The sequence below is a fragment of the Diplocloster agilis genome (assembly GCF_019042275.1).
GTDB classification, from domain to species: domain Bacteria; phylum Bacillota; class Clostridia; order Lachnospirales; family Lachnospiraceae; genus Diplocloster; species Diplocloster agilis.
Genome location: NZ_JAHQCW010000019.1, coordinates 24,766 through 44,652, shown reverse-complemented (window position 1 = coordinate 44,652; position 19,887 = coordinate 24,766). Strand labels below are relative to the sequence as shown.

General features: G+C 48.2%; 13 protein-coding genes. 1 reads left to right on the top strand and 12 read right to left on the bottom strand.

Annotation, left to right across the window (positions count from 1 at the left end; genetic code table 11):
* Positions 1–88: 88 nt before the first annotated feature.
* The 12 genes from KTH89_RS12290 to KTH89_RS12235 all read right to left on the bottom strand — a co-directional run bounded on the left by KTH89_RS12290 (position 89) and on the right by KTH89_RS12235 (position 18,742).
* The gene (locus KTH89_RS12290) at positions 89–2,740 is read right to left on the bottom strand and encodes a glycoside hydrolase family 38 N-terminal domain-containing protein (protein ID WP_238721910.1); all 2,652 of its coding nucleotides are present in this window, start codon (positions 2,738–2,740) and stop codon (positions 89–91) included.
* Positions 2,741–2,821: 81 nt separating this feature from the next.
* Positions 2,822–3,661 (bottom strand): carbohydrate ABC transporter permease, encoded by an 840-nt coding sequence (locus tag KTH89_RS12285; protein WP_238721909.1) that lies wholly within the window; start codon positions 3,659–3,661, stop codon positions 2,822–2,824.
* Between the two features lie 73 nt (positions 3,662–3,734).
* Positions 3,735–4,652 (bottom strand): carbohydrate ABC transporter permease, encoded by a 918-nt coding sequence (locus tag KTH89_RS12280; RefSeq protein ID WP_158342480.1) that lies wholly within the window; start codon positions 4,650–4,652, stop codon positions 3,735–3,737.
* Between the two features lie 90 nt (positions 4,653–4,742).
* Positions 4,743–5,876, bottom strand: coding sequence for an ABC transporter substrate-binding protein (locus tag KTH89_RS12275; protein ID WP_330656688.1), 1,134 nt, complete (start codon positions 5,874–5,876; stop codon positions 4,743–4,745).
* 4 nt (positions 5,877–5,880) lie between these two features.
* Positions 5,881–8,640, bottom strand: coding sequence for a family 78 glycoside hydrolase catalytic domain (locus KTH89_RS12270; RefSeq protein ID WP_238721908.1), 2,760 nt, complete (start codon positions 8,638–8,640; stop codon positions 5,881–5,883).
* Positions 8,641–8,654: 14 nt separating this feature from the next.
* Complete coding sequence (locus tag KTH89_RS12265; protein ID WP_238721907.1) at positions 8,655–9,773, bottom strand: LacI family DNA-binding transcriptional regulator; 1,119 nt, start codon at positions 9,771–9,773, stop codon at positions 8,655–8,657.
* Between the two features lie 556 nt (positions 9,774–10,329).
* Positions 10,330–12,030, bottom strand: a complete 1,701-nt coding sequence (locus KTH89_RS12260) for a glycoside hydrolase family 13 protein (RefSeq protein WP_238721906.1) — start codon at positions 12,028–12,030, stop codon at positions 10,330–10,332.
* A gap of 4 nt (positions 12,031–12,034) precedes the next feature.
* On the bottom strand, positions 12,035–12,940 hold the full coding sequence (locus KTH89_RS12255) for a carbohydrate ABC transporter permease (protein WP_238721905.1): 906 nt from the start codon (positions 12,938–12,940) through the stop codon (positions 12,035–12,037).
* A 1-nt stretch (position 12,941) separates the two neighbouring features.
* A complete protein-coding gene (locus tag KTH89_RS12250; RefSeq protein WP_238721904.1) occupies positions 12,942–13,856 on the bottom strand; it encodes a carbohydrate ABC transporter permease in 915 nt (304 codons plus the stop codon).
* Between the two features lie 112 nt (positions 13,857–13,968).
* The gene (locus tag KTH89_RS12245; RefSeq protein ID WP_238721903.1) at positions 13,969–15,288 is read right to left on the bottom strand and encodes an extracellular solute-binding protein; all 1,320 of its coding nucleotides are present in this window, start codon (positions 15,286–15,288) and stop codon (positions 13,969–13,971) included.
* A 262-nt stretch (positions 15,289–15,550) separates the two neighbouring features.
* Positions 15,551–16,564 carry a LacI family DNA-binding transcriptional regulator gene (locus KTH89_RS12240; protein ID WP_238721902.1) on the bottom strand — a complete coding sequence of 338 codons (1,014 nt, stop codon included), beginning with the start codon at positions 16,562–16,564 and terminating at the stop codon, positions 15,551–15,553.
* Positions 16,565–16,789: 225 nt separating this feature from the next.
* Positions 16,790–18,742: a glycoside hydrolase family 31 protein gene (locus KTH89_RS12235; protein WP_238721901.1), complete on the bottom strand. Its 1,953-nt coding sequence runs from the start codon at positions 18,740–18,742 to the stop codon at positions 16,790–16,792.
* Positions 18,743–18,906: 164 nt separating this feature from the next.
* On the opposite strand from KTH89_RS12235, the gene KTH89_RS12230 reads away from it, so the two are divergent.
* Positions 18,907–19,818: a helix-turn-helix domain-containing protein gene (locus KTH89_RS12230; protein WP_238721900.1), complete on the top strand. Its 912-nt coding sequence runs from the start codon at positions 18,907–18,909 to the stop codon at positions 19,816–19,818.
* The last annotated feature ends 69 nt before the right edge of the window (positions 19,819–19,887 follow it).

Here is a 19,887-nt window from a genome sequence, read left to right as displayed (position 1 = left end):
CTGGATTTGACCGGCTTTTTAATCTCTATACAAAATTACTCCCACTCATTCTTTAAATTGGAGGGAAGATGGCATCATAGCGGCCTTGTTACTCCAAGGCCGCTATGATTGTAACAATTTCATACGGATTTACTTTTAATATTATCTTGTTATCCGCAATGGACATTTCTTCAATGGTCCGCCCGTCCAGCCGTATTTTACGCACTGCCCGCAGATTTTTATAGAATTGGATTTCTGCCTCCACCACCTCGCTTTGGGGCAGATAGAAGCGAAGCTCAATCTCCTTTTTACCTTCATATGGCTTAAGGGCAGACAATATCAGTTCCCCGCTGCTGCATTTTACAAAGGTTTGGCATACCGGAAGACCGGCATTCGGAGCAGATTTGTTTTGCCCGGTCAGAAGTCCTGACAGATAACCCTGCGCCGTACGTTTGATTTCCCCTCTTAAGGCCTGGGGCGCCGGGAAATAGAGCGCATAGGTACAGTGGTTCTCTCCTTTGCACTGGGCGCCTGAAAATTCGGGATTTTTCCCTCCGGCCCATGCGTACAGGCTACCCTGGCTTCGCAGCAGCGTGACCGCCAGGTAGTTTTGTTCTCTTTGGTCTAACTGATATTGGTGCAGTCCTTTGCCCAGAAATACGAATCTGTTCTTTTCTTCTCCCACGCTTACAAAACTGCTGAACGGATGCAGCGACGGGAATTGATTCCATGGACGATCTTCGATGGAAAATGGGACATCCGAAACGGCGCTGCCGATACCTGCGTCTACCGGGAATAATACGCGGATCCGGTGATCCTCCGACTGATTGCGGATGACGGTATCGAAATGAAGCTGCCTGCTGCCTGCATATAGGGAAACTTCGTAAGTAATCTGGTTGTCTATTTTATCCGAAGCCCCGGCAGAAGCCCGGGCCGCGCCGTTATCCGGGAATGACGCTGCTATCCTTACGCTCAGCCGGTAACTGCATTTTAACGGTCCCTGCTGTATACAGCGTCTGCTCCAACTGCATGATCTGCTGTCCACGACCGTAGGGCGTTTGGGACTGATATGCTCGTATACATCGCCTTCAGAGCTTTCATCTTCAAAGAAATGGAGGCCTTCGTAGTATTGTCCTGTCTCTTTGTCCCATATGTTAAGCGTGCCGTCGGATGGTATCTCCACTTTGAGATATTCGTTTTCCATACCTTCTGCCGTACAGGTAACGGGATGCAGATAGGGCCAAGGCTCTGACTTTGCCGGAGGTTGGCAGGCTGAGCCGGAATCCGTCTGGGATTCCTTGAGCAAGGCTTCGTTTTGGAAAATGATCCGGTAGGAAGCATATCCTATTCCCGGCGTCAAAGGAGCCGGCAGCACGATCTTCCAGCAGATTTCGTGGTACATGCGCTGTACTGCGTCAATATCTGAATCGATCCTGGTTTCTGCTCTTCGGTCCAGAATCTGATAGGGGATTTCCCGGTCTTTGTCATCGTAAATGGAGAAACCGTTATAATTCAGCCGCTGTTCGGCGCGGATCTCACACTCCAGCATGGCGTCGGGTTCGCCGCCGCTGCTGTTTAGTATACATAGGGTGTACTCATTTTCCCTCCGGCGGTCCCAGGATATATTCCGGCTGATATGTTCCATCCCTCTGCGGATCATCCAATTGCAGATCTGTCCTGCCTTGTGATAGCGGCTCATCATTTCTTCTTCGACAGAGTCCTGGCTGCACCCGCAGATACTGTCATGGGCATGATTTGCCAGCAGATATTTCCAAGCCTGTTCCAGGAAACCAAGGGGCAGTTCATATCCCATAGTCCGAAGAAGGGCGGCCAGCGGCTCCGCTTTTCGAATGAGGGCTTCCTGCTGCATTACATTTTCCCTTTTCAGCGTGTTTCTGGCGGCGGCCACATCTTTCAGAATCCTAATATCTTCCCCTTCCCGCAGTTCTCCTGTGACCGTCCGCAGATCTGGGGCCGTCCAGTCAATGGTCTGAAAATATTCTGCCAGATTTCCAACCCTGATCTTATATCCACGTTCCCTCATCACACGGATCATCCGGCCGAACTGCCGGGGCGGAGCCAGATGGTCGCCTCCATATGTGATCAGGAGATAATCCGACCGGGTCGGACAAGTTTCCTGCCGGTCATACCTGTTCCATCTCTCTGCCAGCTCCTCCGGGGTATCCAGAATGGAAACACCATTTTCCATATGCCGCTGGTCGATGCGGCAGCAGTTATTATATTCGTTCTGGATCGTTTTTACCATACTGCCGTCCGGCGACTTCCAGAGAAATTCCTGCGGCTGCCGCTTATCCACTCCCCGCATCAGAAATGCCTCTGTGATGCCGAATCCGTTCAGGATCTGCGGCATCTGGGCGATGTGCCCAAAGGAGTCCGGCAGATAGCCCAGATTCAGACAGGGGCCATACCGGCGCGCCAGCGCCATGCCCATCCGCAGGTTACGGATATGGCTCTCCCCGTCCACCAGATATTCATCCGGCTGGAAAAGCCAGGGTCCCAGAATCAGTTGTCCGGTTCCCGCCAGGCTTTTGATCAATTCTTCCTTTTCCGGGCAGATCTTAAGATAATCTTCCAGCACGCTCATCTGACCGTCCACCATAAACACCCGGAATTCCGGGTCCTGCGCCAGAAGGTCCAAAACCCGGTCGAATATCTGTGAAATCTGGATCCGGAACTCTTCAAATGACCAGTACCACTCCCGGTCCAGATGAGATTGCAAAACCATAAATATCTTCTTCATAGTTTCCTCCAGTGCTGCATTTACTGCAGCTATGTTCAGGTATGGTGTAACCGTTTCCTCCAGCGCTGCATTTACTGCAGCTTATTTTGTCGCTCCCGCGGTCAGGCCGCTGACGATCTGCTTGGAGCCGATAAAGAACACGATAATGATCGGCAGCGTGGTGATAAACAAAGCCGCAAACAGCAGCGGCCACCTGGCCTGGTTTCCCGCATAGAAGTTAGCCAGAGCCAGCGGAAGCGTCCGCTTATCATTATCATAAATCATAATCAGCGATATAAAATAATCATTCCAGACATTGATCGCCGTGATCGTCATCAGGGTACCCAGAATCGGTCTCGCCATAGGCATCATGATTTTCCAGAAAATGCGGAATTCTCCGGCGCCGTCGATCTTGGCCGCCTCATGCACTTCATGGGGCAGGGTTTTGAAAAATCCGGCCAATATGAATACGCTGAAAGACAAGGTCGTCGCCGTGAAGATCACCACCAGGCCCCGGAAGTTATCCACCAGGCCCAGATTACGCGCTACGAGGAACAGCGGGATAATCATAATGGTGGCCGGAAACATCATTCCCAGCAGAAAAAAAGAATTCACCTTTTTGTTAAATTTAAACTTGTATCTGGACAATCCATACGCGGTCAGGGAGGCGATCACCAGAATGGAAAGGGTGGCGCATACGGTTACGACAATACTATTTATGTAATATTTATAAAACTCCGCTGCCTTCCACACCTGTATGATATTTTCAAGGGTCCACTGTCTTGGCAGACCCAGCAGGTTCTGGAAGAATTCCTTGTTGGACTTAAATGGATTGATCAGCGCGTAAGACAAGAATATCAGGGAGCCGATACAGTACAGATACATGGGCAGCGAGAGCAGCAGCGTTACAAATTTTTTCCCGGCGTTATTTCTCTTTCTCAATTTTTCTTCCCCTTTCTCACTCAGGATTTGAACGGTCCGGTTCCTGTTGTTGAAATCGTCCCATCCCAGCATCCTAGTATTCCGTCTCATTGCGCTTTAACAGTGAAATCTGGATCACTGAGACCGTGACCATGATCAGGAACTGGATCACCGCGATCGCCGTCGCCAGCCCCATGTTATTGGTCAGATATTTCGATCCGAAGGCCACCCGGTAAAACATCGTTCCGAGGGTATCAATGGCCCCGGACGGTCCTCCGTTCATACCTCCCAGAAGATAGGGGATATCAAACGTAGCGATTCCATTGATAAAGATCAATACAATAATATTGGTCAGGGCCGGCTTTAACAAAGGCAGCGTGATATACCGGAACTTGTTCCACTCGTTGGCGCCGTCTAACGCTGCGGCCTCCTCATACTCCGCCGGAATCGACTGCATATTGGCGATCAGGAGCATCATGGGTATCCCGATCCCCTTCCACGTCAGGATCACCGCCACCACCAGCTTAAGTATGACCGGGTCGCCCAGCCATCCCCTGGCCCAGCTTCCAAGCCCAATGGCCCGCAGCCCATTGTTGACCACGCCGAAATTCGGGTCCAGGAATAGCAGCACCAGCAGGCCCACCGCCACCTGGGATATCACCTGGGGCATAAAGATCAAAAGCTGGCAGGTCTTTGACAAAAACACTTTCCGGTTGATGACATAGGCAAAATAAAAGGCCAGCGGAACCTGAATGATATAGCACAGGACAACAAAAATAAAACTGTTCTTGAGGGCATTCAGGAACTGGGGCGCGTAGATCGGGTCCGTAAACAGCATTTTAAAATTTGATAATCCGATAAACAGCTTCTCACCGATTCCGTCCCACTGGCAGAAGCTGTTGACGAAGGTGCTGAACATCGGATAAATGATCAATACCAGATACAAAAGGGCACCGGGTGCGATAAAGAAGAGAAACGGGCGCTGCTTTACCATATTCAGTATTTTCTTCAATAAAATCTCTCCTTTTCTTAAAATAAGGGGAACACATGATGTGGAATAAGGGCCGCAGCTTCGCTGCTGTCCTGCTGCGGCCCGCAATCCTTATTTCTGGAAAAGTTTCGCGTATGCGGCCGGATCCCAGGACTTATCCATCAGCTCTGCCAGGGCATTGACATCGATCTTTCCGCTCATGACATCCAGGTAATTGTTCGTAAACACATCCTGGGGATTGGTACTGTTGGTTCCGGCGATATTTAGCGCGATATTGGGAAATGCCGCATAGTCCGGCGCTTTGGCCACCTCCTGCATCACTTCATTATCGCAGGTGACCCCGTCCGTTACCGGTATTCCGTCTACTGCGTCCACCATGGTCTGCATGGCTTCCGCCGTACAGGTATAGTTCAGGAAATCAATAGCTGCATCTTTATTCTGGCTTCCCGTATTCACAGAGAGACCGGAAGCCACAGAACGCACGCCATAGGTTTTTTCCGGCCCGGGGAAAGCGAAAGCGCCTATATTGATCTCTTCATTCTGCTGCATCACCTCGGCGTATCCCCAAGAACCGGTAAGCGTCATGGCCGCATTGCCTGTGGCGAACAGCAGGGTCTGGGCGGTATACGTGGTTCCGTCATAGTTATCTTCATAATAACCGGCTTCTCCCCACTCCTTCATCGCGTTCATAGCCTTTGTGAATCTTTCATCTGTAAATGTGGACACTTTTCCGGAACGGATATCTTCAAAATAATCCGGCGCCAGGGCCTGGCAGCTGACCAGCCACGCGAACATATAGGGAGTCGCTTCCTGCCCGCCCATGGCGATAGGCGTGATGCCTTTTGCCTTAAGGGTATCACAGGCCTTCAGGAATTCATCGTACGTGGCGGGGACCGTTACGCCTGCCTGCTCAAACAGGTCTTTGTTATAGAATACGGTCAGGTACTGGGCGTAAGCTCCGGGCGCACCGTAGAGGCTGCCGTTGATGGTTTCCACCTCCAAAGCGTCGCTTGAAAAAGCGGTGACGTCAAGCTTACCATCCAGATTCTCAGCGTGTCCCGAGTCCACAAAGGTTTGCAAATTGTTCCATCCTGTTGTAAAATAGATATCAGGTCCGATTCCCGCGGAGAGAGCTGATTTCAGTTTCGAATAGTAGTCAGTTTCCGGATAAGAGTAAAATTCGATTTCCACTTCCGGATGCGCGGTCGTGTATGCGTCGATAATCGCCTCGTAACCTTTATCCACGCCGTCAACGGTCACATTCCAAAGTGCCAGCTTCGTCTTTTCTCCCTGGGCAGCGCTCTCGCCAGCGCTTTCCTGAGTGCCGGTCTGTCCGGTTTCCGTCTGCGGGTCGGACTGCTTCGTTTCTTTTTGGGTCCCGCATCCTGTCATCGCCATCATGACTGCCAATACCGGCGCCATCCATTGAATCATTCTTCGTTTCATAAAAATCCTCCTTTTGATGATATGTATTTTTAACGCAGTTATCTGCATTAAATACTGTTTTGCCGTCCCCCGGGGTGATCTCAAAATCAACCTGCTCCCGGTCCTTCAGCCGAATGTAAGCATAGCTCCCTATCTTTCTCTGCCTTTCGCTTTTGCTCTTTCCATACCGGACATCATAGTTTCCGCCCTCCAGAGCCGGTAACAGAATATGCAAGGTGGTATCCTTCGGGCTGCTGCCGGTGAGCCAGAACTTCTCACCCTCACGCCGGATGTCACAGCTTACGTACCCGCCCGGTACAGGCACCCGGACATGGATCTCATGAAGCGTAAACAGATCCGGCTTTAAAAGCGTATCCCGGTATCCCGGTGTCAGCGGCCGTATCCCCGCCACACTGCCTGCCAGCAGGTTAAGAGGCGCCGACGCCCAGCCATGGCACAGGCTTACGTTAGGTATCCCCGGTCTCTTTTCATCAAATATCTCCCACCAAGTCCCGGCGCACCGCTGCGCCATCCGGGTCCAGTATTGGAAACCCTCCCAAAACTTCTCACGCATCCCCAAAATCCGGTAAGTAAGCATTTCATAATTCTTGAAATACCCGGTAATCACTTCTTGGCCCCGGAAATTTTGTAAAAAGTTTCTGACCGCCTGCTTCTCCTCATTGCCCGCTACGCCGGTAAGAACCGCAATGCAATTCGTCTGAATGCTGAACCGGCCCTGCTCCTTTTTCTTCTCATCTGCCAAATCCGGATTGGCCGGAGTGATCAGACAGTCTATAAATGCGCCTTTCTCCGGCCGGTACAGATATTTGCGGATGTTCTCCCGCAGCCTTGCCGCTTTCTGTAAATATCCGTCCCGGTCACTTATTCCGCCGCACACAGAGGATAGTTTGGCCGCAGTCAGTAACGCCCGGTAATAGAGGCATTGAAGCGCGGTTACCGTATCTCTTTTATCCAGATCCGCCCAGTCTATGAATATCCACCAGTCCGGCCTGTTGGTCAGGAATCCTCTGTCATCTTCCTGATCCTTAAGCCATCGCAGTGTACCGGCTGCGGCCGGGTACAGCGCCCGCAGCGTTTCCCTGTCTCCGGTAAAAAGGTAGTAGTCCTTGAGCGTCATTATGTAAAGCGGTAGATAATCCACGATGTTATGGCCGGTACTGCCCGGCGCGATGCTCTGCATCCAGCCATCCGTTCCCTGGGCCTGGGCAAACTGTATCAGCGCTTTTTTGATCAGCTTCGTATCTCCGAACGCGTAGTAGTTCATAACCGCCTCAGTCTTGATATCTCCCAGATACTGCGCTTTCTCCCGCAGAGGACAATCCTCGTAATTCTCCTTCATGCACAGGTCTAACGTCTTTTTACTGATCTTATAAATCTCGTTGAGCCGTTCGTCATCACACCGGAAGTCCCCTTCCTTTTCAAACGGATAATACAGTTGTCTGATACCCACCTTATCTAGCTGCACCGCCTTCTCACGGCATCCCACCGTGATCTGCATATACCGGAAAGCCCTTCTGCCAAACATTTCCCAGCGGTGTTCCCCGCTTCCATAGCGGATCGTATCCGCCTGCCGGATTCCCTGTCTCGTCGGGTCAACTCTTCCTTCCCCGTTCAGGCATTCGCTGTACCCCACATATAGAATTCCCGAATCCGCAGTCTCGAATTCCAGACAGGGATAGCCGACCGCCTCCGCGCCAAAGTCAAAGGTCAGGTATACCGGCTCCTTCCCCGGCGGCACCCGGATCGTGCCCTTCCCCTTCTCATTCTTATATAATGAGTGAACTTCATTTTCGGAAAACCTTCTGTGTCCCTCTTCCAGCATGCGGTCCGCTGCATTGCAAAATGTGAATATAGGGCCGTCTGTGATACAATACCCGGCATCGATCAGTTTCTCCGCGCACACCTCCCGCTCGCTTAGAAGCGGTATGGAGCGCTTGGTTAGACAGATTCCTTTCCCCTGATCCATCGAGACGCGAACCGCTTTCTCCCAGTTTTTTCCCTGATGTCCGGAAGGATCACTTCCGTCATCCGGGCCGGGCTTAAGCAGGTTACGCATATCTTCCTCGAACGCCGTTAGCTCCACTTCCTCCTGATAGCCAATGGTCCAGAACATCTGCGGCGCCCCCTGGTTCCACCACTCCGGCACTTTGGTATCCCAGGTCTCATCCGTCTGAATGATCTGTGTCCCTTCCGCCCCCTCGATCCTGGCCTCCAGCGCGAAACCGCCTCCCGTGCTTTCCCTTCCGTGCTGCCCCACTCCCGAGTTATGGGCGACTACACAGATGCAGTTCTTCTTTTTCAGCAGATCTTTTACCTCGGTTGTGATACAGAATTCCTCGTAATAAAAATTCCCGTGGTTGGAGGGAATGCTCCCCCTTCCCAGAAAGGTTCCGTTCCAATACAGCCTGTATTCCGTACCTGCGCTCCGAATGCGCACTGCGGTCACGTTCTCCGGCGCATTCACTGCAAAAGTCTTGCAAAACAGAATATAACAATTCGCAGTATATTGGTGGTGCGCCGCCCATATCCAGCCGGCGTCCCATAGCTCCTGTTCTCTCTCCATCGTATTCCCCCTCTCTATGTCCGTGCTGCGGCTTTGCCTGTAGATTCCCTTTCGATCAGCTCCACCTCCAGCAGTTCTCGAATGATCCCGGGTTCCTGCTCCCGCCTCGCCTGCTGCCCTTGTTCCTCCTGATCCTCCTGTTCCCTATGCTCTTCCTGATCCTTCTGGTGCTCTTCCTGATCTTTCTGCTGCTCTTCCTGCTCTTCTTGTATCTTCCTGAAGAGAAATTCCGCGGAAAGCCGGCCTAACTTTTCATTCGGGTATCTCACGGCGGTCACCTTCGGTATGTAGTATTCAAATGCCAGCTCATCCTGTATGACGCTCAACGAGAGATCCTGCGGAATCCGCTTTCCCTCCTCATAGAATTTTCTCAGCATTCCCGGCACCACCATGTCCGAACAGCTGATCAGAGCCGTGGGTTCCTGCTCCAGCTTAAGCACCCTTCCCGCCGTCTCATATCCGTCCGCCGGCGTCACTTTGCAGGTAAGGATTAGTTCCTCGTCATAAGGAATTCCGTATTCGGAAAGCGCGGACTGATATCCTTCCAGCCAATACCGGTATGGGTAAATATCCTTATCCCCGTGGATCGCCAGCGCGATTCTTGTATGCCCCTGGCTGATCAGGTGAACCGTGGCTTTATAGGTCGCGGAAAAGTCGTCAAAGGTAATATAATCAATATCCATTCCTTCCAGACGTCCCAATACCAAAAAGGGGATATCCGTATTTTTCAGATAATCTACGAATTCCGTCTCCTCATAAGTGGGAGCGATAATAATTCCGGCCACCCGCATTTGGTGCAGCCTGCAGATCGCTTCCATCTCCCTGTCCGGATCGTAATCGCTGGAAGAAACCACAACCCGGTATCCATACCGGTCCGCCACCCGCTCTACCATTCTCACCATCTCCGCGAACAGGGGAATCGATATGTCTGTGACCACGATACCGATCACATTGGTGGTCTTAAGCGCCAGGTTGCTGGCGTTCGTATTTAACGTATAGTTGTTCTCCTTGGCAATCTGCAGGATTTTCTCCCGCAGCTGCGGACTGATCTTCGGTTTGTTGTGCAGGGCTTTCAGGACTGTCGTATGGGAAACACCCGCAATTCTGGCAATATCTTTTATGGTAACGGACATATTGTTTCCTCTTTTCTGTAAGTTTTGGAATGAGGGTTCACGTGAATCCTTGTCGTTAAATTAATTATATTCCTAACTCTGTTCACTTGTCAAGTTATTTGTAATAACATCAAGGCCGTCCTGGAACCGCCTCCAGAAAATATAATTATAGGCGTTCACGCTCTTTGTTGAAAATGGACATAAAAAAAAGCACCTACCCCGGAGGTAGATGCTCCTTTTCCAAGAAGATTAATGTCTAACATAAAGTTTCTCGGAATTATGATACATTATTCAGCAATCAGCCAATCAATAAGATTGAGCGACTTAATGCCCTCGTATGACGAATCCATTCCTGTATTCATTGAAAGCACAAACTCTTTGAAAAATCAAGTTTTTGCTTTTAATTGCACAAACTTTCCATTTTCAATTCTTTCTGTACTTTATATCCTCACCGTCATTACCGATTTATACAAACAAAATCTCTCTTTTCTCATTAACGCTCTCCGTAGAAACATTTCCTCAACGAATAGCTCTTACAAGTGCTATGATAGTCGCAATCCCGCAGACAATTTATAAATTATAGATAGCAGTAACTCTGCGGACAAATCTTCGTCCCGTCCGGTAATTCTTTTTCCTCTTTGGATCGGTTGATATACAACCTCCTTCTTTCATATATAACGCCGAGCACCTCCTCATCCAACGCGCATATACGGCAAATCCTGCCCTTCCCATCGTCAGACGCCAGGCTCACCGCATCGCGGATTGCTTCCTTCATTTCCTTTGGCGCTGTCCCGCTATTCCAGGGGTAGCATCTGCGGTTATCCGGATCATAGCCGCCGGTCATTCCGATTTCGTCCCCATAGTAGACAGACAATTGGCCCCCCAGAGCCGCAGTAAGAATATAACACAAATCCCTTTTTTTCCGATCCTCTCCGCAATGCCACAGAATCCTGGGCGTATCGTGTGTTGAACAGAAAGTAAACATACCGCAGCGCCGAACCGGGGGATTTGCCATCAGACATTGGGTCAGGAGTTTCGCACACGGAAACGCGCTGATTTTCTCTTTGGCTAGGAAATCCCTTACGATAAAATACAGCGGATAATTCATTGCCCCGTCAAAGGTTTCGCCGTCAAGCCACTTGACCGCATTGCCCCAGAATTCCCCCACGATGTAGATATCCGGGTTCCGTGTTTTGATACGTCTCCGAAACGCCCGCAGAAATTCAATATTCACTTCATCCGGCACATCCAGCCGCCAGGCGTCGATCCCACATTTTTTTGTCCAATATTCGGCTGCCCCGATCAGATAATCCATCACCTGCGGATTACAGGTATTAAACTTCGGCATAGACGGGACAAACGCAAATGTTTCATAGACAGGCGATACCCGGAACTGTGCATCCGCTCCGGTTTTCACATCCATTTTCTTAAGGCGGTCCGTATCATAAACGATAAACCAATCATAATAGCGTGAATGCTCTCCCTTATTTATCACATCCTGAAATTGGGGCGACAGATACGAACAGTGGTTGAACACACCATCCATCATGATCCGAATGCCATTGCTATGACATTTTTCACATAATTCCACAAAGTCTTCTTCCGTTCCAAGGATTGGATCTATTTTGAGATAATCAATGATATCATACCGGTGGATGGAGCCGGCCTGAAAAATCGGATTCAAATAAATCCCTTTGGTTCCCAGTTGTTTGAGATAGGGGATCTTAGAGGTAATGCCTTTGAGCGTTCCGCCGCATACCAGATCTTTATCTGTGATTTTTCCCGATTGCCAGCCACGAGTTTGATCCGAATCTTCTTTCGCAAATCGGTCCGGAAATATCTGATACCACACCATGCCGTTACACCACTTCGGCACTCCCCCGCACCGGTCGGAATATGTGTACGCAACAAAAAACGGCCGGATATAAAGCTCTTCCTTATCCTCCGACAGGCCCGACTCATCGTATAGATACGTGTGGCCCAGCACGGATATGCTGAAATGATACCGCAGCTTATGAGTGTTCATTGGTATATGCAATGTAAAATACTGTATTCCCGGCCCTTCCATTTCGCAGCGCATTTCGTACGTGAAAAGTCTGGGCCTATCTTCCCCAAACACCCCTTTATCAGTGTCACACGGGTCGCACGCCAGACATTTTATGGATATGGGCCCCGCTCCTTTCACGCAGATCATAAGATGCAGCACCTGATCCGAATCCACATACTGCCAGGGATAAACCGTCGAATGAAATACGGAAAATTGATTATTCTGTAACATGATTCTACTCCTTTAAAGTCCCGTCCAGAGCGCCGCCCTTTATGAGGTTTTTTTGAAATGCGATATAAATAATCAGAATAGGAACGATCGCGATCAGCGAGGCCGCGAATATCAGGCTCCAGTTATTGACATGCTGCCCTTCAAATAACTTAATGGCGATGGGCAGGGTCCTCTTATCAGGCGTTTTAATCAGGGTCAAAGCCAACAGGAATTCATCCCATGTATTTGAAAATGCCAAAATTCCAAAGGTAGCGATAGCCGGTTTGCTTAAGGGCAGCACAAGATGACGAAAAATTGTCCAGTTCGTCCCTCCGTCCATAATCATGGCTTCCTCCAGCTCATGGGGCAGGCCCAGGAAAAAACTCCTCAGAAAATAAGTGTTTGACGCAATCCCAATCCCCACATAGATAAGAATCAAACCGGTATATTTGTCTACCAAGTGCATCGATTGGAGCAGGGTGAATTGTGCAACCAAATTTGTGAGGGTCGGTACCATCATACTAAACAAAAACAGATTAAAAAGCAAATCGCGCCCCGGAAACTTCATTCTGGCAAATGCGTAGGCGCACATACAGGAAACAATCACAATCAGCAGGGTAGCGATAACGGTTACAAAAACACTGTTAGCAAAATATGCCCCGAAGTTATTAGAATTCCACGCAATTTTAAAATTCTCCAGGTAGAAGCTGTCCGGAATCAAAATCGGCGGATACGGCATGGAATAAGATTGGGGAGTCATGGCCGTAGCCAGCATATACAGAAACACGACCAGGGCGGAAACGCTAAACAGGCTTAAGCCGATATAAACCGGAAGTTTTCTCAAACTGCGGCTTTTACTGTGGCTTTTACTGTGGCTTTTGCTTTGGCTTGTACTATGGCCCGTACTATATCTTATTTGGTTTGTTTTCATTCTAATTCACCGTCTCCTTTGATAGTTTTCTTTGTACAAGAGAGATCAGGAATACGATTACTCCTATTACAACAGCCTGCGCCGCGGCATAAGAAAAATCATAATTTGTAAACGCGGTATTATACATATAATTCATCAGCTCCTGGGTCCGGCCAAGCGGAGCCCCGTTTGTAATCATCATAACATGAATATATGCTCCGAACGCACCGATCGTCAGGACGGTGAGCAAATATAGCGTGGTGTTTTTTACCGAAGGTATCGTTATTCTGAAAAACTTGGCGATACTTCCCGCTCCGTCTATGGACGCCGCTTCATATATAGTCTGGGAAACACCCTGAAGGGCTGCCAGATATATAATCATAGTCCAGCCGGTCCCTTTCCATATTCCGAAGATCCATAAAACAACGTTTGCCGTCCATTCATTTTGCAGCCATGCCACAGGCGTTTCGATAAAATGAAGCTGCATGAAAATATAATTAATCAAGCCTCCGTTCCCCGACGCAAAAATATATTTGAATACCAGGGAAGCAACCACCCAGGAAGTGATGACCGGCAGATAAGTTATTACTTTGAACATCGTTTTCGCTTTGGTAACGGAGTTTATAAGGACTGCCAGCAGCAACCCAAAAAACATCTGGCCCGGAACCGTAACCAACGCGTACAATAATGTGTTTCTCAGCGAACGGAGCCAGTCCGGATCTAAAAACATACGGATATAATTTTGAATCCCCAGAAATCCGCCGGTTTTATTCGCAATAATATTATAGTCCGAGACACTAATCTGAATATTCCGAACCAAGGGATAAATGGTAAACATCCCCATCAAAATCAACCCTGCCACAATAAAGGGCAGCGCGGCAAGCCATTGTTGGAAGCCGATCTTGATCCTTTGTCCGAAAGGCAATCTTTTTCCCATACAAACCTCCATACATAAATCAGAACTACCATTGACAGGGGAAACCATCGTTTGGCTTATGCTAAGCATAGGGGAGCTTTGACTCCCCCATGCTCAAGCTCCGACAGCTGCATTATTTCAGCAAACCATCTATTTGCGCAGCCGCGTCATCCAAGGCCGGCTTTGCTTCTACTTCACCCCGAATTACCTGTTCAAAAGCCTTTCCCAAAATGGTGTCAATTTCACCCCAGTTAGCGCTTGGAGTACGGACTTTCGCTGTCTTTAGCTGTGTCAGATAGGTGTCCAGATAGGGAGCGGCGCTGGTATCCATTTTATCTGTTGCCGTTTTGGTCGTCGGAATCACCCCGGCTTCCGCCATAGCCAGCTGGGACTCGTCGCTAAGCATATATTGCATAAACTTCCAGGCCGCGTCCTTCTTATCACTGTTCTGGAACATTACAATATTTTCGCCGCCCACGATGGAAATACTGCCACCCTCGCCTTCCGGCATAAGCGTCGTCTCGGTTTTAAATGAACTGTCATTGGAACTGAAAAACCACGGACCTTCTGAAATCATCCCATACTTTCCTCCGGTCATCCCGCCCCATGCGTCCGGCTGCTCCCCGATAATCGCATGGCTGATTATTCCGTCGCTGTACCACTCTCTCATGGTATCAAGAGCTGCCACGGACTGATCACTGTTCAGGTAACCGCTGGCCACATTAAAGTTCTCATCCGTAAGCTCGCCGCCCAGAGTCCAAAACCACGGCAGCATCGCCCAGGTATAAGTCCCGGCAACCGTAAACAGCCACTTTTCATTGGCGGGGTCATTATACTTTTTCGCCAGATCTACAAGTCCGTCTATCGTATCCGGAGGCGTTGTAATTCCGAATTCATTCAGCAGATCCATATTCCAGATAGAAACCGTAGTCGTGCTGTTCAGAGGCAGACCGTAATAGCCATTATTGTAATAGTTGGTGTTCATAGGCCCCTCCAACGAATTCTCTTTCAGATCGGAAAATCCATCAAAAGCAGATACATCCTGCAGCGCGCCCAGTTTTGCGAATTCCGCCACCCAGGTCAGGTCCATTCGCATCACATCCGGGGCCGCGTCGCCCGACGCGCCTGCGATTACCTGCTGCTGTAATCCATCGACAGGCATTCTGACCGCTTCTATCTTAATTCCCGGGTTTTCCTCTTCAAAGCCTTTCACCACTTGATCCAGGAAAACCGCCTCTTCTCCTTCGCTATATGTATGCCAAAAGGTCAAATTCACAGTATCTGCCGTTGTATCTTTTGTTTCTTGCGCAGCATTGGATTTTTCCGCGGAATCTTCCTTTGCGGCTGGTACTGCCGATGAAGGACTATCAGACGGTTTACCGGAACAACCCATTGCGCAAGACAACATGAAAATGCCTGCAAGTGTAAACGATACGATTTTTTTTGCTTTCATAAATGATTCCCTCCTGTTTAAGATTTACATTCTACCTTTACTTGTACCATATTGTAACCGTTTACAATTAGTTTTAAAAAAATTCACTCAATTATACATTGAAATCTCCTTCCTATTTTTATTTATAACTGGCTTAAAAAGTCCGTATTATTCGCATTCTCCAGGTTTTACCCCCTGGAATATCCGTCAGCTTTTCAGTGCAAAATCTTTTAATATTTTACATTTTTTATTGTAAACGGTTACAATTTTCAGTATAAAATATTCATAACGTAGACCCCCTTTCTATGAGTCGAACCCCTAAAAGTTCATGCCGCGCCTGCGGTTCGTAATTTTTATCCAAACGATACAGATTATCCAGCAAAAACCTTGCCGCGTGCACACCCAGCATAGTTACATCGATATCAACAACCGTGATTCCCGGCTCCGACACTTCCGAAAGGAGCTGATTATCAAACGCTACTATTTGCACATCCTTGGGAACCGAATAACCGCTGTTCTTCAGCGCTTTTATAAAATGATAAGCGATATAGCTATCCGAAACCACATAAGCGTCACAAACGGGTTTTTCACATTCCTTTAAAAATTTTATCTGATCCTGATAGGTGTTTAATCCGGCAGCGACCCATGTTTCGGCATATTCCAGTCCCGCTTCCATCATAGCTTTTTGAAAACCCTCGAATCTTTCTTTTACAAACCGCTTTTGAAAGCTGTTGGTAATAAAACCGATCTTTTCCAAACCACAGCCGATCAATTTATTGGCGGCCACATATCCGCCCAAAACATTGTCAATATCAACCCACGCCGCATTTTTGTATTCTCCGCGTCCGGCGATCACAAATGGAACCTCCATTTCGTTCAGCAAATGAATAACGGAGGGTTCGGCCATTTCATTCAGAAGCACGATTCCATCTACCCGGCCTTCTAATATAATTTTTTTAATCAGGCCCGGCGCTTCCCCGGCGCTCGCAATGTTCACCAGCATTAAATAATATCCATGCCTGGAAAACTCACGCTCAAGTCCGACTTGGATTTTCAAGAAAAACTCATTTCCATAAATTTCTTCATGGGAATAATCCACTACCAGGGCAATCGTTTCTGTATTTTGTTTCACCAAGCCCCGGGCCATCATATTCGGACGATAGTTTAACGCATCGATCGCAGTTCGTACCTTATCCCTGGAAACCGGAGCAATCAGACTGCTGTTATTTAAATATCTGGATACCGTTGCGACAGAAACACCAGCTCTATTAGCAACATCGCGTATCGTCGGTTTCATCCATCCACCTTCTTTGTAACCGTTTACAATTTTGATTTCATAAAATGTTCTTTAAAACCAAAATATCATTCTTTCTATCAAATGTCAAATTTCAATTTATTATAGTTTGTGTCAAGTAAACGTTGGCACTTTTATAGCTATGAGCACGAAAGTGCCCATATTTTGGGCACTAAGTGCTCTGCATGAAAAACTAGTCGGTGAGGCTTTTTCAAGCGCTACTAATTATTATACAGGTGTTATTCCATCGTCGTCATATAATTCATAGAATGCGCCAGGGTAGCCGACATATTCCAAGGTTACACCGGAGATTTCTTCTATGGTTTCTACCGCAGCCCCCACAGGAATGGATTTTCCCTTGCGGATAAACAAAGGCACCTCGTTAAGAGCAATCTCCACATAGTGATGACCTTTTTCCAGGATTTCTTCCCGAATATTTCCATCAGGCAGGAACTTGATGAACTTCATCTCTTCCGGCAGGTATACATACCGGCCGGTCGCATTTTGTGTATAGACCGGGGCGATCATGATCTCATTGCCGACCAGGAGCTGATCCTCCACCTGGCAGGCCATAGAATCCTGCGGATATTCAAAGGCCAAAGGTTTAAACATCATCTCATCGTTCAGCGCGGCCTTCATATATTCGCTGTACAGATAAGGGATCAGGCGGTAGCGCACCCCGATGACATGGCGGAAATCCTCCAGTTCTTCGAAACGGTAGCATTCCTGAAGCCTGGTGCCAAGGGCGGCATGATTGCGCATGAGAGGCGTAAATACGCCCAGGGCCAGCCAGCGCAGCAGTAAATCTCTGGTGGTATCGCAGCCAAATCCGCCAAGATCCGCCCCCACATACAGGAACCCGCACATGTTCAGGGAGGGCAGCATCTTTAAATTCAGCAGGATATGGGACCACCAGGATTTATTGTCTCCGGTCCAGATCCCGCCATAGCGATGCATGCCGATATAGGAGGAACGGGAGAACAGCAGAATTCTCTTGTCCGGCGACAATTTTTCAAATGCCTCTCCCGCCGCTCTGGTCATATTATAGCCGAATAGGTTGTGAACCTTGTCGTGGCGGACCTTCTGCCCGTTCACCTCATGATAAAAACGTTTATAATCCTTTGGATTGTTCGCAAGGCTCTGGGCCATATCGGTGATGGCAAAGGGTGAAAACTGTTCGCTGTCCTGAAGGAATTCTTTCATAAATTCCTTCGCCTCGCAAAGCCCCTCTTCGGAATAGAAAATGGCCGGCTCGTTCATATCGTTCCAGAAACCGTCAATTCCCTGGGAAAGCAAAAGCTGATATTTATTTCCGAACCATTCCCTTGCCTCCGGATTCAGCACATCCGGAAAATGCGTCCAGCCCGGCCACACGGCGGCGGTAAATTCGGAGCCGTCCTCTTTTTTGCAGAAATATCCTTTTTCCAGCCCCTCTTCGTAGACCGCATAACCTTTCTCAACCTTCACGCCCGCGTCGATGATCGGCACCAGGTGGATCTGAACGTCTTTCATATCGCTTACAAACTGAGTGAAATCCGGAAAACTCTCTTTGTTCACCGTAAAATCCTTGAAACGCTCCATATAATCGATGTCCATGTATAATAAATCCATCGGTATATGATTTTCCCGGTATTCCCGGGCTACGCTGCGAAAATCCTCTTCCGTGGTATAGCCCCAGCGGCTCTGTCCGAATCCAAACGCGAATTTCGGCGGAATATAGCTGCGCCCGATCATCCGGCGGAACTGTTTCACAATATCATAGATGGAATCCCCCCGGATCAGGTACAGATAAAGATTGGCCTCCTCACAGGTAATCTCCAGCCGGTTCCTTTCCGAATAGCCAACGTCAAAGGTTAATCGGGAGGGATAGTCTATGAACATCCCAAATGTATCCTTACCGCTCACAATCAGAAAATTGTGGGCGCCATACATGGATACTGCGTCCTCTGTATGTTCAGGATTGTCCGTACAGTCGCTGATGTACCGGAAGCCTCTTTTGTTGATGCCTCTGTTGGCTTCTCCCAGGCCATATATTTTATCTTCGCAATCCATACGATAAGTATAGCGGAAGCCATTTTCCGTGGAAATACACCCGTATGCAGGGTCTCCGTTTACAGCCGGAATGTCTTTTACTACTGCTTCTGTCTCAAAAGGAGTACCAAAAACATATTTTTGAATCATACGAATTCCTCCATGTATCATTTTTTACATTATAAGAAAAAATTCTTGAAATTTCTTGCATTATTTAATAAAATAATAGCACAATATTGACATTCTGAGTTTTTTATACTATGTCATTTCGGGACTGTAAAAGCGGAGGTACGGGAGGAAAGGACGGAACCGGTATGAACAAAGAATATTCTCTTGAGGAAAATGTGCAGCACGGCACAAAAGAAAGGCCTTTGACAATCATGAATTTTTGTACCGGAAAGGGAACTTCTTATCCGGACCATTTTTTTGTGGAGCGGCATTGGCATTACAACACCGAAATATTGAAGATACGGAAAGGCCGCTATAAAGCAGAGATTAATCTGGAGACTCTGTACCTGCAAGAAGGGGATATCTGCATGATTAACAGCGGGGAGCTTCATTTATTGGAAGGGATAGGCTCACACACGCTGCATGACGCGCTGATATACAACCAGTCCATTTTAAGATTTTCATATGAAGATGAAATGCAGGAAAAACTGATTCATCCTCTGTTAAGCCATAAATTGGTTCTGCCAAGGATTATCCATCCTTCGGATACCGGATACAAACAGCTCAATCACCGTGTGGAACATCTGATTGAGCTGGGTGAAAAAAAGACGGACGATTGGTATTTTCAGCTAAAGCTGGAAATACTCCAGTTTCTTATTGATTTAAACAGATACGGGTTGTTCATTTCCAGTGCGGATACGGCGACCGCTTTTGAAAAAGAACGGATCGACCGCTATAAACGTATCGTCTCATTGATCGAAGATAATTATACATCGGCGCTGACGCTTCAAATGCTTGCTCAGGCCGCTGGCTGCAATCCTCAATATCTCTGCCGTTTTTTCAAAGAGATCGCGGGGATTTCCCCCATCCAATACCTGATTCGATACCGGATTCAACAAGCGGAACGGTTATTGGGTAATACAACCAAAACCATCTTGGAGATCAGTCTGGATAGCGGCTTCGACAATGTGAGTTATTTCATCCGGCAGTTTAAAAAGCAAAACGGGCTGACGCCTAATGAATACCGTAAAAGGTGTCATCTTGATTTGTTTCAATAAAGTTATCACATATTTTGTGGAGGGAGCCGCGCAGGTATGTCTGGATGATTGACAGGATGAATATGATAG